Source organism: Acaryochloris thomasi RCC1774 (assembly GCF_003231495.1).
GTDB lineage: Bacteria > Cyanobacteriota > Cyanobacteriia > Thermosynechococcales > Thermosynechococcaceae > RCC1774.
Genome location: NZ_PQWO01000003.1, coordinates 381455 through 396590, shown reverse-complemented (window position 1 = coordinate 396590; position 15136 = coordinate 381455). Strand labels below are relative to the sequence as shown.

Sequence of the window (15136 nt, the reverse complement as noted above, 5' to 3'; positions counted from 1 at the left end):
CTATGTATAAATTGCTTTGATTAGGACTGCGATCGCAGAGCAAAAAGAAAGCCCCAATACAATCGGTCTTGTCTCTACCTGCTCTAGTCGCTCGGCTAGCGGCGCAGATAATATAAGACCGAATATAAGCCCCGGCAACAACAGCAGCGCTAATTGCATCTCTTGCAAGCCGCATCGCCCCGCAAAGGCAAGGGCAACAAGAGAGAACGACCCTGAAAGGGTGAAATATCCCGACAGAGTGCCACGCAACTCCAGTCCCTTCGAACCCTGATAGATTAAGGCCATCGGTGGACCCCCGACAGAAGAGATCGTCGCCATGAGACCGGATAATGCCCCAGCCACAAAAACACGCTCCGGCGTAGGCTTCAGGGATAGCCCTAATAAACTAACAGCCACCGCCGCGAGCAGCACAGCCGCGAAAACCAAGTCGAAAACTTTGGGCGAGATCGCAGACAGAATCAAAATGGCGGGGATAATCCCCAGCAGTTGACCCACAAGAGCAATCTGGATGCCCTGAATATTAAGACCCTTACGATCTCGAATGCTGAGCATCAGCGCCAGCGTTACACCACAGATCAGCAGCGGCGCAGGAATTAGCATCGGATCAATGAGTAGCAGGACTGGGGCCGCGACCAGCCCCAGACCGAAGCCCGCCGATGATTGAACGGTTGCCCCGAGCGTCATGATGGCTAGCGCAGCCAAAAGTTGAGCCGGCTGCAGCGGCAGAGTAGATAAAAGATCGGTCAGCAATTCTAGACAGACTCCGTTGATGAATTATTTTGATAGCTCACCCCCCCGCGAATCTTCGGGAGCCATCCCCAAACAGGATAAATCGACCTACACTAAATAGGTGTGTCAATTGCATAAAGAAGGGATATCATGGCTCCCGCCGTTTTGATCGAACAACTTCAAAAACGCTACGGCACCGTTGATGCCGTCAAAGATGTGTCTTTCGAAGTCGCCCCCGGACAAATCTTCGGTTTACTGGGCCCCAATGGAGCCGGTAAGACTACAACTCTCCGATGTCTTTGTAGTCTCACGAGTCCAGATTCAGGCAAAGTTGAAGTCTCTGGGATCTCAGTGCTAGAGCATCCCCGCGCCGCCCGTCAACTTTTAGGCTATGTTGCCCAAGAAGTCGCGCTCGATAAAGTATTGACCGGCAAAGAAATGCTGCAGCTTCAGGCGGCGCTCTATCACATTCCCGCCGCAGAGATAGAATCGCGGATTCAGACCGCCATCAAACTGCTGAGCCTAGAAGAATTCTCTGACAAGAAAACCGGTACCTACTCGGGCGGTATTCGCAAGCGCCTAGATCTAGCGGCGGGCCTGCTGCACCAGCCAGCCGTTCTTGTGTTAGATGAGCCCACCGTGGGCCTCGATATTGAGAGCCGCGTCGTGATTTGGGACTTTTTGCGTGAACTCCGCGATCAGGGGACCACAATTTTGATCACCAGTCACTACCTTGAAGAAGTCGATGCTTTAGCTGACAGCGTTGCCATCATCGACCAGGGCAAAGTAATTGCCGAAGGCAGTCCCTCGGAGCTAAAAGATAAGGTTGGAGGCGATCGCATCACTCTCCGCATTCGCGAATTCACCTCTGATGATGAAGCCGAGCAAGCGAAGTCAATGACCGCCGAGATGCCGTTTGTTCAGGACGTGATTATTAACGGCGCCCAAGGCAACTCTTTGAACTTAGTGGTCACGCCTCAGAGTGATGCGCTGCTCACCATTCAGCAAGCGCTTAAAGAAGCCGGACTGCCGGTTTTTGGCATTGCCCAATCCCGGCCCAGTCTTGATGACGTATACCTAGCCGCCACCGGTCAAACCCTAATGGATGCTGAAATGGCGGCCTCTGGCAAACGGGATGTAAAAAAAGAACGCAAGCAGAATATGCGCTAGTTTTTAGCCCCTTCAATCGAGTACTGAAGCTTAAATATTCCTATGACAACGACAATAGATCCGAAAACCTCGAACGCCTCAGCTCCTTCTCGGGCTGAGCTATTGGCGACGCCCGGCATCGCTTCTGGAGAATTTGTCCAGGAAACCCTGGCTTTGACCCGCCGCCTCTTTATTCAGCTTAAGCGCCGTCCGACGACCCTGATTGCAGGCATTATTCAACCGTTAATGTGGCTGGTTCTGTTTGGTGCTTTATTCCAAAACGTTCCTGAGGGACTGTTTGGCACGAGCCAAAGCTACGGGCAGTTCCTTTGCGCGGGCGTGATTGTGTTTACAGCCTTCAGTGGAGCGCTCAATGCTGGCTTGCCCGTCATGTTTGACCGCGAGTTTGGTTTCCTCAATCGGTTGCTGGTGGCTCCATTGGCGTCTCGATTTTCGATTGTGCTGGCCTCTGCCATCTTTATTACCACGCTCAGCCTGATCCAAACGGTCGCTATTGTGATCACTAGCGTATTTCTAGGGGCTGGTCTACCAGGTGCGGCTGGTCTAGCAGTTGTTGCACTGATTGTGCTGATGCTGGTATTGGGTGTCACGGCCCTCAGTCTGGGGCTCTCTTTTGCCCTGCCGGGTCACATCGAGCTGTTGGCAGTTATTTTCGTCACAAATCTGCCCCTGTTGTTTGCCAGTACGGCGTTAGTTCCACTGGCGTTTATGCCGACTTGGCTGCAGTTTGTGTCTAGCCTTAATCCACTCAGCTTTGCTATCGAACCGATCCGCTATCTCTATCTCCACAGCGACTGGACTTTTGCCAGCATTGTGATGGATGCGCCTTGGGGGTCTGTCAGCTTGGGTGGTGCGTTGCTCTTGTTGGCTGGGTTTGATGCGATCGCACTTGTCAGCATCCAGCGACTGTTATACCGTCGTCTCAGCTAACACCAAAGCACAGAGCTTTAGAGGTTTGCCCTGCATAAGTCGTCCTCCCTGAAGCTAAGGTTTTATTCACCAGATGGAGCTGTGTGATTGAAGAAAGCCAAAAAAGCCTGTCCTTGAGATCAGAAGGTTAAGGTACGTCTGAAGTTCTACGCGGCAGGGTTTTGGCGATTCTCCAAACGGTAGAGGAATACGGGTCTACCCTGAGCATAGTTATTAAAGACCTCGTATGTTTGGATTCTCTCAATGCGATAGTCGTCACTGAGAGCCTCAAACTCTTGATCACTCATCTCACCCAGCGAGACAAAAAGCTGTGGGTTGAATTGTTTAATCCGGGCCTCTAAAGCAAGGCTACCTCTCTTGATATCAACGGGATCAACCTCAGAGACCAGGCTGATCGTGTCAGCGAATTCGCCGATCAAACTTGCTGAATTTTGATCGCTATATCGACGCATGTACACCCCTACTGACTCGGCCATGCGGACAAACGTAAACTGAGGCTGCGCCATATGTAAGGTAATACGCGACAGGTTGAAGGTCAGCATAATGATCGCCGCGAATGTGAGCGCGACTTTCTTGATTTTCCTCATCCGTGGCGAGTTGATGGTGGCCTCCATCGCAAGTGGGATGATTAAAGCCATCGGTACAATTAGGATCACGAAATATCTTGATGGATGATAGTGGGTTGAGAATAGCGCTAGAAAAGCGCTCGCAGCCCAAAGACTCGCAGCTAAGAATAGGGGATTTAAGCGATAAGACCGCAGGTAAAGCAAGAGGAATGCGGCCCCAAGAGAGAGCGGCAACAGTAACGGATAAAGCTTCAGAGAAACGCGTGCGATCGCTTTCAGCTCAGTGATGAAGCGCCAGCTAGAGGTCGCCACCTGAGAAGAAATATTGGTGTCAGAAAATGTTTGATAGTCACTGGTGAAAGGCTGAACCACCAAGGCATAGTAGGTAGCAAATAGAATCAGCAGGGTCAGCGTTAGCGTCATCACTTTGAAAAGCTTTTTTGTTCTGCTTCCTCGCTGCATCAGTACCGCTAAATAGATAACGGGCAAAACGAATAAGGCTGTCGTCTTTGTCAAAATCCCGAGATACAAAGCGACGGCAGAAGCAACAATGCTGACATAACTAGCCTCCTTTCTGAGCGCGATCAACAAACTCAAGACTGCAAAACACAGCATCGGAATCTCTAGCAAAGCAATACGGCTGTAGGCGAAGAATGAGTAGCTGCCTGCGATAATCAATGGGCCCCAGATTGCCAATTCTCGTTGCAGAAAGCGACGCAGCAGAGCATAAACCAGGCCCAGCAGAATAAGGGATGAAGTCGCGACTAAGCTGCGCGCGGCAACGAGGCTGACACCAAATATCCTGAATAAGAACATCTGCAGGAGGGGAATCACCGGAACCGACAAGATTGGGTTGTATCCATCTTCGACATACCAGGCTCCGCTACGTAAGGCTGCTACGGCATTCCGTGCCCATAGACCTTCGTCTGTATAGAGCGCCGTTGAGACCGTCAGCCCAGATGGAAAGTCAGCCTGTAGATTTATGAGTCTAAGTCCCGAGAGACAAACAATGATCAGTACTAATGCGTAGAATTTAATCTCGTTTTTACTTCTCATTAAAGTTCTCTTAATGCAAAAGACAGGAATGATCAAGCGCAGAGTTAGCCCACATTCATGGCGATACACGTATCAACTGAGTCACGAAGGTCGTTAAAGCTCGTCTGCGACGTAGCGAGGCTATTCTAAATCAGCCGGATACTTCTATGTCTTCTGAATCTTAAGTCTTCTACTAATCTTTCGTTTATTGGCATATAAATCCACTTTTTCATAGGTCGAAACCAGGACGGATAGAGGTTTCAATGCTAGTATTTAGCCTGTGGAAAGAAAATTCTTTTTCTCTAGGTCAGTAGTAGCACTGCCCTAAAGTTAGGGGCAACAAAGGTTAGGCATTTAGCTATCTTGGCTGAACTGGCAGGTGACCCAAGACATCAGGTATTGTTATGTGCCGAACCCTCTGTGAATCTTATGGCCAAGCGGTTCTGCTTCATGTGCGATCTCAACTCACATTCCCCCCGTAATTTCTTCGGCAGACGGATGGAGTTAGATGCAGCTTTCTCGATGCTATGTGTTATGACTGTCTTTTAGGGATCCTCACTTTGTGGGACGCACGACTCGGCGTTTGTAGATCAATTCAGCACTGTTGAATATGTAGATGTAGAGTCGCTGAATGTTTATGAACATGCCACAGTCAATCCAAGCTTGCAGAGATGCGATCCTCAATGGGTTGTTGTTTACAGAAGCCTATCCTGAATCTAGCTGTCATTTGCTATGCAAAAACTATCTGTAATTGTTCCCGTACACAACGGAGGAGATGGCTTTCGGCGATGCTTAGCGAGCCTGACGGAGTTTGCGCCTCCAGGCACTGAAATCATTGTTGTTGCCGACGGAGAATCAGACAGTAGCTGGAAGCTAGCGGATGAATTTGGGACTCGGCTCATTAGGCTACCTGAATCAAGAGGGCCAGCCGTCGCAAGAAACTCCGGTGCGGCAGTGGCAGAGGGTGATATTCTTTTCTTTGTTGATGCCGACGTGGTGGTCCATCCTGACACCATGAGCAAGGTGCTACAGGCCTTTGAACACAACGCTAGCCTATCCGCGCTCATTGGTTCCTATGATGATTCTCCCGGAGCCTCTAACTTTCTGTCTCAGTATAAGAATCTCTTTCACCACTACAACCATCAGCTGGGCAATGAAGAAGCCTCCACATTTTGGGGGGCTTGCGGAGCGATTCGACGGCCTATTTTTGAAAAAGTGGGTGGATTTGACGAAAAATATCGGCGTCCCTGCATCGAAGATATCGAGCTGGGCTACAGGCTCAAGCGAGCAGGCTATCAGATCGGTCTAGAGAAAGACATTCAGGTGAAGCATTTGAAATGCTGGAAGCCTTTTTCTTTGCTGCGGGCTGAGGTCTTCTATCGCGCTCTGCCTTGGACAGCATTACTGTTAGAAATCAAGCAAGAAAGTCCGCAGGACTACGCGAAGTTTACGAGCGATCTCAATCTACGCACTTCTAGTCAAGTGAGCGTAGTCCTAGTCTTTGCGTTCCTTGCATCCATCGTCATTGCTTTATTTTGGCCAATCATCTGGCTCCTGACGGCAGCACTGCTCTGTCTTGTGATTGGGATCAACATTCCTGTGTATCACTTCTTTCAAAAAGAAAGAGGTATTCTGTTTGCACTACAGGTCATCCCCTGGCATATCTTCTATTATTTTTACAGTGGCCTATCATTTGCAATTGGCAACCTGAGGTTCATCTTTAAAGAGACGACGTTTGCGCCTTGATTTGAGTTAGCCTCTTGAATCTTGTAATTGCAAAGGGCCATTTTCCCGCAGCCAGCAAGACGAAACAGGCTTAAGGATCGGCGTCTGTTTTTGAAATTATTTAGGCGTGTATCTCTTTATACCGTTTTATCTCAACGATCCCTTGCAGAAAAAATTGTAGTTGCTCTATGAAATCGAAAGAAACAATCATCATTGGTGCAGGTCCCGCAGGGTTGACGGCTGCCTATGACCTGACGAAACATGGTGTAACTCCCACTGTTTTAGAGCAGGCAGATATGGTCGGCGGAATTTCTCGTACTGAGGTTTACAAAGGCTATCGATTTGACATTGGCGGCCACCGATTTTTCACTAAAATTGGCGAAGTGCAGCAACTATGGCAAGAAGTTCTGGGCGATGAATTTATTCAAGTGCCGAGAATGTCTAGAATTTACTACAACGGGAAGTTCTTTGATTATCCTTTATCCATTCTCAATACGCTCTTGAATCTAGGCCCCATCACGAGTTCATCGATTGTTCTAAGCTATCTCAAGGCGAAGGCGAAGGCCAAAATAGCGCCGGGGCCGGAGCCTGAAAACTTTGAAGATTGGGTCACCGATCGATTTGGACGACGGCTGTATCAGACTTTTTTCAAAACCTATACAGAGAAGGTTTGGGGAATTCCGTGCAACAAGATTCAAGCGGAGTGGGCTGCTCAGCGAATCAAGGGGCTGTCGCTGAAGCAGGCTGTAATTAATGCTTTGTTCGGGGGCGAAAATACGAAGACGCTTATTAAGACTTTTGACTATCCCTTGCTGGGGCCAGGCATGATGTGGGAGCGCTTTCAGGACAAAGTCATTGAGAAGGGAGCATCAGTCCATCTCAATACGAAGGCGATCAAGGTAGAACGCCAAGGCATGATGATAGAGCGGGTGATCGCTCAGCAGGGAGAAGACTTAGTTGAGTTTTCAGGGGAGCAGTTCATTTTTAGTATTCCGGTTACGATGCTGGTCCGGCTTCTGTCTCCAGCCGCGCCGCCCGAAGTGCTCGAAGCTGCCCAGGGGCTGAAATACCGAGACTTTCTGATTGTTTCCCTGATCATCGATCATCCTGATCTTTTCCCCGATAATTGGCTCTATATTCACAATCCAGATTTTAAGGTGGGCCGGATTCAAAACTTCAAGAACTGGAGTCCGGCAATGGTGCCAGATGCCAGCAAAACCTGCCTAGGCATGGAGTATTTCTGCAGCGAAGGGGATGAGATTTGGGAAATGTGCGATCGCAACCTTATCGAGCTGGCCACGCGTGAAGTCGCTGACCTGGGCCTGATGCCCAAGGATTGCCAGGTGGAAGACGGCGTTGTGATCCGTCAGCGCAAAGCTTACCCCGTCTATGACGGCGAATATCGTCAGCATCTACAGGTTATTCGTGATTATCTAGAAGCCTTTGAGAATCTGCAGACCGTTGGTCGCAACGGGATGCATCGCTATAACAACCAAGATCACTCAATGTTAACGGGCCTGCTCGCGGCTAAAAACATTCTGGGCGAGTCCCACGATCTTTGGAACGTGAATACAGAGCGCTCCTACTACGAAGATTTTACCAAGGAGCAATGGACGAAGCTGAAGGCTGAGCAGGCGGCTCGATGAACTGCTATTCCCAAGCCCGAATTTGATGCGTGATCTCTTTGAGGTTGAGCCGTGAGTGACCAGAACCAGACTCAATTTGTTTCTGTGATTGTGCCAGTCTTTAACGATGCTGAACGACTTCAGCTTTGCTTGGCAGCTCTGGAGCAGCAGAGCTATGATCCTTCCGCCTACGAAGTGATTGTGATTGATAACGGTTCTGACCGCAGTCAAGGCATTGCAGAAATTGCTGCGAACCACCGGCAGACCCGCTATGTCAATGAGCCTCAGCCAGGATCTTACGCCGCTCGCAACCGAGGCATTGCAGCCGCAAAAGGGACCATTCTTGCCTTCACTGATGCAGACTGCATTCCAGCAGCAGACTGGTTAGAAGCGGGTGTCTCAGAACTTTTGCAGACACCGAACTGTGGCTTAGTGGCCGGGGCGATTGATATATTTTTTCGCAATCCGCAGTGCCCTAACCCCATTGAGCTGTACGAAAGTATTACCGCTTTTCCGCAGGCAGACCTGCTGGCACGAGAAAGAGGAGCGGCCACGGCCAATCTTTTTACCTTCCGGGCCGTGATGGATCGCGTGGGACTGTTCGATGGATCGCTAAAGTCTCGGGGCGATCTAGAGTGGGGACAGCGGGTTTATGCAGCGGGCTATCAGCAGCGCTACGTTGAGGCAGCAAGGGTTCAACACCCGGCTCGTTACGCTTGGGGGCAGCTTTATCAGCGGACTGTTCGTCTCGTAGGAGGCGAATACGATCTGAGCAACCGGAGATCGCAGCCCGACCCATTTTTTGCTTGGACGCTAGCGACACATCTGGTCCCGCCGCTGCGGTTTGTGGTCAATACGTTTCGCAATTCAGCGCTGCAGGGGATGCAGCAAAAAGCAGCCGCCTCTCTTGCTATGTTTTTTGTCAGATACGTCAGTGCTTGGGAGCTTGTGAGGCTCCGACTTGGTGGCGTTTCTCCCCGCTAACGTCGTTTAGTCCTGTCTTCTTGTGCCTAGTCAGTGGAACATAGATCGCTTATGAACATTGCCTTTATTGTCGGTACCTTTCCTAGCCTATCGGAGACCTTTATCATCAATCAGGCCGCCGGTTTACTGGAGCGGGGACATCAGGTGGATATCTATGCTGACCAGCAGGGCAATTCTCAAAAGCTGCACCCGCTTGTGGAGCAGTATGACCTTCTAGATCGCACTACTTATCTCAGTAAAGTACCCGGAAATCTTGCGATTCGAGTGCTTAAGGCACTGCCGCTATTGGCCCACTGTTGGGCTCAAGATCCCTTCGCGACGTTGCGATCGCTCAATATTCTCAAACAGGGCAAACGGTCACTCTCCCTTTGGGCGCTGTATACGCTGGTCCCTAACCATCACAAGGATTACGACATTGTCCACTGTCAGTTTGGTACTCAAAGCTACCGAGGTCTGTGTTTTCAAGCGATGCACGCGCCGGAGGCTAAGCTGGTCACGACCTTTCGCGGAGATGATATCAGCCGATTTGTCCAACAGAAAGGATCCCACATTTATGATCACCTTTTTAAGGCGGGTGATTTCTTTCTTACCAACTGCGATTTCTTTAGAGACCGTGCCATTCGCTTAGGCTGCCCTCCTGACCGGATTGTGGTTCATCGCTCGGGCCTGGAATGCGATCGTTTCCCGTTTAAGTCCCGTTCTTTGCCCCAGCAGGGACCGATCCGAGTGGCAACAACGGGACGATTGGCAGAGAAAAAGGGCATTGAGTACGCGATTCGAGCCGTGGCGCAGCTCATTGATCAGGGCTATTCGCTGCAGTATTCAATTCTGGGTGACGGTCCTCTAAGGCAGCCGCTTCAGGAACTGATCGAAACGCTGGGAGTAACCTCTCAGATTCAGTTGCGGGGCTGGCAAACTGAGGATGAAATCATTGATATCTTGGCTCAAACCCATATTTTCATCGCCCCCAGCGTCACTGCAAAGGACGGCAACCAGGATGCCCCCATCAACGTCTTAAAGGAGGCGATGGCTTTGGGTATCCCTGTCATTAGTACCGAGCATGGCGGGATTCCCGAGCTAGTCCAGGATGGAGTTTCAGGCTTTTTGGTTCCAGAGCGAGATGCAACAGCCCTTGCGGAGCGACTCCGGTATCTATGTGATCATCCTCACCAATGGCCTCAGATGGGTAAAGCGGGCCGAGCCTTCGTCATGGAAAATTACAGCCTGAGTCAACTTAACCATCAGCTCGTGCATCTCTATGGGGAGCTGTCAGGGACACCCACTCTTTCTCCGAATATTCCACAGCATCAGCTTAGCTAGTCAACTTATCGCAAGACCCGGAGCTATCGGTTATGTCACCCACCGCCCCCCAACAGCACAGCAATACGCCTCAGGAAAATCCTCGGGTAACCATTGTTGTCGTTCCCCGTGAGCGATTTAGCTGTACTCAAGTTTCATTAGACAGCATTTATGACCATACTCAGCTTCCCTTTCAGTTGATCTACGTGGATGGCAACTCTCCGGCGAAGGTTCGTGACTATCTAGAGATGCGATCGCAAGAGAAGAACTTCTTGCTGCTGCAGACCAATTACTACCTCTACCCCAATCAGGCTCGCAATCTAGGGCTAGCGCAGGTTAAAACGCCCTATGTTGTCTTTATTGATAATGATGTGGTGGTCACGCCAGGTTGGCTAACGGCGCTGCTGAACTGTGCCGATGAAACGGGTGCAGCGGTGGTCGGTCCCCTAATGTGCCAAGAGGAGCCTGTTCACGAAGTTGTGCATTTCGCCGGTGGAGAATCCCATATCTGGGTGGACAAACTGGGCCGTCGTCGCCTGCGGGAAAAGATGTACGACCAAGGCAAGCAGGTGTACACCGTGCGTCAGCGCCTGACCCGCACGCAGACGGAGCTAGCGGAGTTTCACTGCGTACTGGTGCGGCGTTCGATTTTTGAGCAAACAGGCCCCCTAGATGAGGCGATGTTCAACACAAAAGAGCATTTGGATTTCTGTATGCTGGTGCGGCAGCTCAGCGAATCGGTCTATTTTGAACCCGATAGCCTCGTCACCTACGTCCCGGGTCCGCCTCTGGAACGCAGTGATATGCACTACTACATGCTGCGCTGGAGCGATGAGTGGACGTTGGGTAGCCTCAAGCGCCTGCGTGAAAAGTGGGATCTAGCCGAGGATGGTTACTTTAAGACTAAATACAAAAGGTTAGGCTGGCGACGCTACGGTACATTGCTAGAGCCGCTAACGCGCAAACTGACTTTTGGTGTGGGGAATTCTTTGCTAACCCGTGCGATCGCAAAACTAGAACACCCCATCAACCGCTACCTAACCCACCGTCACGCCCAACAGCAAAAGCGGCTTAACGTACAACAGCACGGACGGGGCAAAATTGGATCTCCACAGACCCTGACACAGGATCAGCTCGATGGCAGCATTTAAACACCTGCATCGGCGGCAGTTCATCTTAGGGCCGACTCCTGTCAACCCTAACGGACACTGGCATTCTGTCTCTGTGAGCGCCTCGATTGACCTCTCTCATTGCCCTGAACTTCGGGTCGGGAATGCTCAAGATCTGGACGGCACCCGCTGGTTTTTGCTAGGGCTGGCTGTTGAGACCCAGCCACACCGCTCGGCACCCCTCGTCGATATTGCCAAGACAACTACCGATAAAGTTCCTGAGCTTTCTGCCAACTGGGCAGGCCGCTGGATTCTCCTAGATGAGAAAATGCTGTACTTGGATGCCAGTGGTTTACTGGGCTGCTTCTATGGTCAAACATCAGAGGGCAAGACCTGGGCCTCTAGCAGCGCAGCGCTTTTAGCGGAGGTTCTATCGGCTGAGGTCACCGATCCCCGCCATCTACATTATGAAACGGGAATCTCTTGGTATCCGCCGCCCCGCAGTCAATTTTTGGGTATTCAGCGGCTGCTGCCGTCACAGGCGCTCCGCCTAGAAACAGGGAACCCCATTCCTCGACCGCTCATGCCTGCTATTCAGCCTGAGCGAGCATACGAACAGGGGCTAGAGCTTATTCAGCAGTCCCTGGTTACAACGCTCAAGCGCTTATCCACCCAGAACCAGCCGCTGTGGCTAGGGTTAACGGCAGGCTATGATTCGCGGCTGATGATGGCTCTCTGTCGAGTGGCCCAAATTGAGGTCAAGCTATACACGCGAGTGGCTGCGCGGATGTCGATTGCCGACCAGCGACTGCCGCCTCTGCTGGCTGAGGTTTGTGGCTATTCCCACACTTTTCTTCGTCGAGATCAGCGATTCCCGGAACGGCAGGCTCTAGTCGAAGCACACAGCGGGGGGCAAATCTCCGCTGGGGATGCTGAACCTTTTGTGAGAGGTGACCGCGATCAGCTTAAGGGACTGGCGTTTGGAGGACATGGATTTGCGATCGCAAGTGGGTTCTGGCGACTGCGCGAACTTCCCGAAGTGATGCCGAATCCTAAAACCGGAGCCAAACTCATGGCTCAGCTCTTTCAGGAACGTGAGACCTCTTCAGCGACCGCAGGTCTGCAAGAATGGCTGGCCTGGATCGCACGCCATCCCCATCCTCATCTCAACTGGTGCGATCGCTTTTTTATTGAACAGCGGCAGGCAGGCTGGCTGAGCGCCAAAGAGCAGGTCTACGACTTGACCGATCTAGTGCGGTTCCCCATTCTCAACTGTGCCTATCTCTATGCATTGCTGCTCAGCATCCCCGAGTCCCAGCGCCTTAACTCTCTGATTCAAGAGGCACTCATCCGGCGAACAGTGCCAGAGCTGCTCGACTACCCCTTTAATCCAGAGGATTTATCCTTCGGACCGCTGCAGATTCTGTCCACAAAGGCCCATAGCCTTCCCCAATACCTGCTCGGCAAAGCGGCCAGCAAAACACGCTGGCTTCTGCGGGCTATTCCTCTCTCATCACAGTCTCTATGACCCTTAAGCAGCAGGCCATTCGAGGCGCATTGTGGACAGGCATTCAAAACTGGGCAGGCCAGATGGGAGCTTTCTTGGTTTTCTTTGTTCTGGCTCGTCTGCTGGAGCCTGCCGATTTTGGCTTAGTGGCCTTGGCGAACGTCTTTCTAGCGTTTATGCAAATCTTTCTAGAGCAGGGATTTGCTCAGGCTCTGATTCAGCGCGAAGATCTAGAACCTGAGCATTTAGATACGGCCTTCTGGACCAATATTGCCATCGGTATTGCCCTCGGTCTGCTGAGCCTGCTCACCGCTGACTGGATTGCTGCTGGTTTTGATGAGCCGCGACTGACGCCGATTCTGCGCTGTTTTTCGCTGATCTTCTTGATCAATGCGCTGCGCGGAACGCAGCAGGCTGTTCTAGAACGACAATTTGCCTTCAAGGCAATAGCGATGCGATCGCTATTGGGGATCATGATCGGTGGCATCACCGGCATCGGCATGGCCCTGTCCGGCTTAGGGGTCTGGAGCCTTGTCGGGCAGCAGTTTATGAACGAACTTGTCGGCACCCTTGTGATCTGGAAGGCCAGCGACTGGCGACCCCGCTTCCGGTTTTCGCTCCGGCACTTCCGGCAGCTCTTTCGCTTCGGGAGTCATGTTTTGGGGCTGAACTTCCTTAATTTTTTTAATACCAAGATCAATGATTTTTTAATTGGCTACTTCCTCGGCTCTGTGGCCCTAGGGTACTACGCCATTTCCTACCGGATTTTGCAGGTGATGACGCAACTGCTGGTGCGGACAACAAGCGGCGTTTCGCTGCCCACGTTCTCGCGGCTAAAGCACGACCTCAACCGATTCCGCAATGCCTTTTATACGGTGACGCGATTGACCAGCGCGATCGCATTTCCTTTCTTCCTCGGCACCTCTGTTCTGGCCCCTGAGCTTGTGACAGTCTTATTTGGGGAGAAGTGGCTACCCGCCGTGCCGGTGATTCAGTTGCTGTCGATTTTGGGCCTCGTGCGCTCCATTTCGTTCTTTAAAAGCTCCGTTTTTATGGCCTTAGGAGAACCTGCTTGGGCCATGAAGCTGAAATTTTTGAGCGTGACGCTGAACTTGGTGGGATTTGCGATCGCGTTTCGCTGGGGCATTATTGGCGTCACCTTTGCCAATATGATGCGTGGCTTAATCGTCTTTCCGGTTGGGCAATGGGTTCTCAGTCGGATGGTCAAGATTCCTTTCTTCACCTACTCGAGGCAGTTCTCCGCAGCCTTGGTTAGCTCACTGGTTATGATGGGGCTTCTTTTGTCAGTGAAGACTTACTTGACTTCCCTCATAGAAATGCAAATCATAATCCTGTCTCTATGCACGCTTCTAGGAGCGGCGACCTACGGTTTGATGCTTCGTACCCTGGCACCTCAGATTGTTGCTGAATTCTGGGAGATTGGCCGAGTCGCGCTGTCGCGGTCTAAAGACACTCAGAAAGCCTAATTAAGCTGTACTCGCAGCAAAATTCATCCATAGCTTAGTTATCTGGGCATACCTAAGACTTTACTCTAAATATAGGTTAAGCTTCAATTAAATATCGTTAAAATAAAATCGCGGTTAATTGACATAGCTGTTGTTGGCTTATTTTGATTCTTCTTAAGAATACGAGCTAGCTAGCCACCGCCACTGACCGCAATAGCGGACTACAAACAACTGTGTCATGGCCATGCTAGCCATCGATGTATTATGCTATATGAAGCTTCGATTAGCCTTATTCAATAAAAACAAAAGCTTTTTTAAGACACTGTTAGTTATCTATTCCCTCAGTTTTCTGATACTGACTGGAGTAGGACTGCAAAAAAAAGTCAATGTCTTCTATCTGGTTGGCGATCCGGCAACAATAACTGGCCAGAAGTTTTACTTAGGAGCGCTCTCTAATCTCGGGATTTTAGGATGGTGCATCTCTGCAGGAATCTGTTTCTTCTGTGCAGCACTGATCAAATATCGACCCTATGAACGGGAAACGTACTCATTCTTCCTCGGTTCGGGCCTCATAAGTGCTGTCTTTTTATTTGATGACTTGTTCTTGATTCATGAAAAGATTTTCCCAGACTATCTTTTAATTCCACAAAAGTTATTGCTTTTAGCTTATGGGCTTTCTATGATCCTATTCTTTTGGAAATTTAGAAGAAAAGTAATTAATAGGAATCTGTTGTTGATTACATTGGCATTTGCCTTCTTTGCGCTTTCAGTTTCTTTAGATATGCGCTTTATCCCTCTGCCAGAAAGCATTGCTGAAAGTAGTCTCCGCTCTCTAATGGAGAATGGAAGTAAGTTCTTAGGAATCGTTAGCTGGTCACTCTATTTTGTAAGCGTAGGATTTCAGTCAATCAGTACAATGCTTTCAGAAAATAATCGATATTCTAATTTAGGTTGATAATTGAACAACGTGCGCTCTCAACGGCTTGATGCC

12 protein-coding genes are annotated in these 15136 nt (G+C 50.4%); 10 read left to right on the top strand and 2 right to left on the bottom strand.

Features of this window, described 5'->3' with window-relative positions:
• Entirely contained in the window at positions 1 to 750 is a 750-nt protein-coding gene (locus C1752_RS07455) for a sulfite exporter TauE/SafE family protein (RefSeq protein WP_110985414.1), read from the bottom strand.
• Between the two features lie 129 nt (positions 751 to 879).
• Between C1752_RS07455 and C1752_RS07450 the strand changes: the two genes are divergently transcribed.
• Positions 880 to 1899 (top strand): ABC transporter ATP-binding protein, encoded by a 1020-nt coding sequence (locus tag C1752_RS07450; protein WP_110985413.1) that lies wholly within the window; start codon positions 880 to 882, stop codon positions 1897 to 1899.
• A gap of 42 nt (positions 1900 to 1941) precedes the next feature.
• Positions 1942 to 2829 carry an ABC transporter permease gene (locus tag C1752_RS07445; protein ID WP_110985412.1) on the top strand — a complete coding sequence of 296 codons (888 nt, stop codon included), beginning with the start codon at positions 1942 to 1944 and terminating at the stop codon, positions 2827 to 2829.
• 146 nt (positions 2830 to 2975) lie between these two features.
• On the opposite strand, the gene C1752_RS07440 is transcribed toward C1752_RS07445, so the two are convergent.
• Positions 2976 to 4451: an ArnT family glycosyltransferase gene (locus C1752_RS07440; RefSeq protein WP_110985411.1), complete on the bottom strand. Its 1476-nt coding sequence runs from the start codon at positions 4449 to 4451 to the stop codon at positions 2976 to 2978.
• A 711-nt stretch (positions 4452 to 5162) separates the two neighbouring features.
• Here C1752_RS07440 and C1752_RS07435 point away from each other — a divergent pair.
• From C1752_RS07435 to C1752_RS07400, 8 genes are all read left to right on the top strand, one after another.
• Complete coding sequence (locus C1752_RS07435; protein WP_110985410.1) at positions 5163 to 6176, top strand: glycosyltransferase family 2 protein; 1014 nt, start codon at positions 5163 to 5165, stop codon at positions 6174 to 6176.
• A gap of 167 nt (positions 6177 to 6343) precedes the next feature.
• Entirely contained in the window at positions 6344 to 7801 is a 1458-nt protein-coding gene (locus C1752_RS07430; RefSeq protein ID WP_110985409.1) for an NAD(P)/FAD-dependent oxidoreductase, read from the top strand.
• A gap of 51 nt (positions 7802 to 7852) precedes the next feature.
• Entirely contained in the window at positions 7853 to 8764 is a 912-nt protein-coding gene (locus C1752_RS07425) for a glycosyltransferase family 2 protein (protein ID WP_110985408.1), read from the top strand.
• 51 nt (positions 8765 to 8815) lie between these two features.
• Positions 8816 to 10084: a glycosyltransferase gene (locus C1752_RS07420; RefSeq protein ID WP_110985407.1), complete on the top strand. Its 1269-nt coding sequence runs from the start codon at positions 8816 to 8818 to the stop codon at positions 10082 to 10084.
• A gap of 32 nt (positions 10085 to 10116) precedes the next feature.
• On the top strand, positions 10117 to 11214 hold the full coding sequence (locus C1752_RS07415; protein WP_110985406.1) for a glycosyltransferase family 2 protein: 1098 nt from the start codon (positions 10117 to 10119) through the stop codon (positions 11212 to 11214).
• The gene (locus C1752_RS07410; protein WP_110985405.1) at positions 11201 to 12700 is read left to right on the top strand and encodes a class II glutamine amidotransferase domain-containing protein; all 1500 of its coding nucleotides are present in this window, start codon (positions 11201 to 11203) and stop codon (positions 12698 to 12700) included. Before C1752_RS07415 ends, C1752_RS07410 begins: the two co-directional genes overlap by 14 nt.
• Complete coding sequence (locus tag C1752_RS07405) at positions 12697 to 14166, top strand: lipopolysaccharide biosynthesis protein (protein ID WP_110985404.1); 1470 nt, start codon at positions 12697 to 12699, stop codon at positions 14164 to 14166. Before C1752_RS07410 ends, C1752_RS07405 begins: the two co-directional genes overlap by 4 nt.
• Before the next feature lie 217 nt (positions 14167 to 14383).
• Positions 14384 to 15100 (top strand): DUF8692 domain-containing protein, encoded by a 717-nt coding sequence (locus C1752_RS07400; RefSeq protein WP_110985403.1) that lies wholly within the window; start codon positions 14384 to 14386, stop codon positions 15098 to 15100.
• The last annotated feature ends 36 nt before the right edge of the window (positions 15101 to 15136 follow it).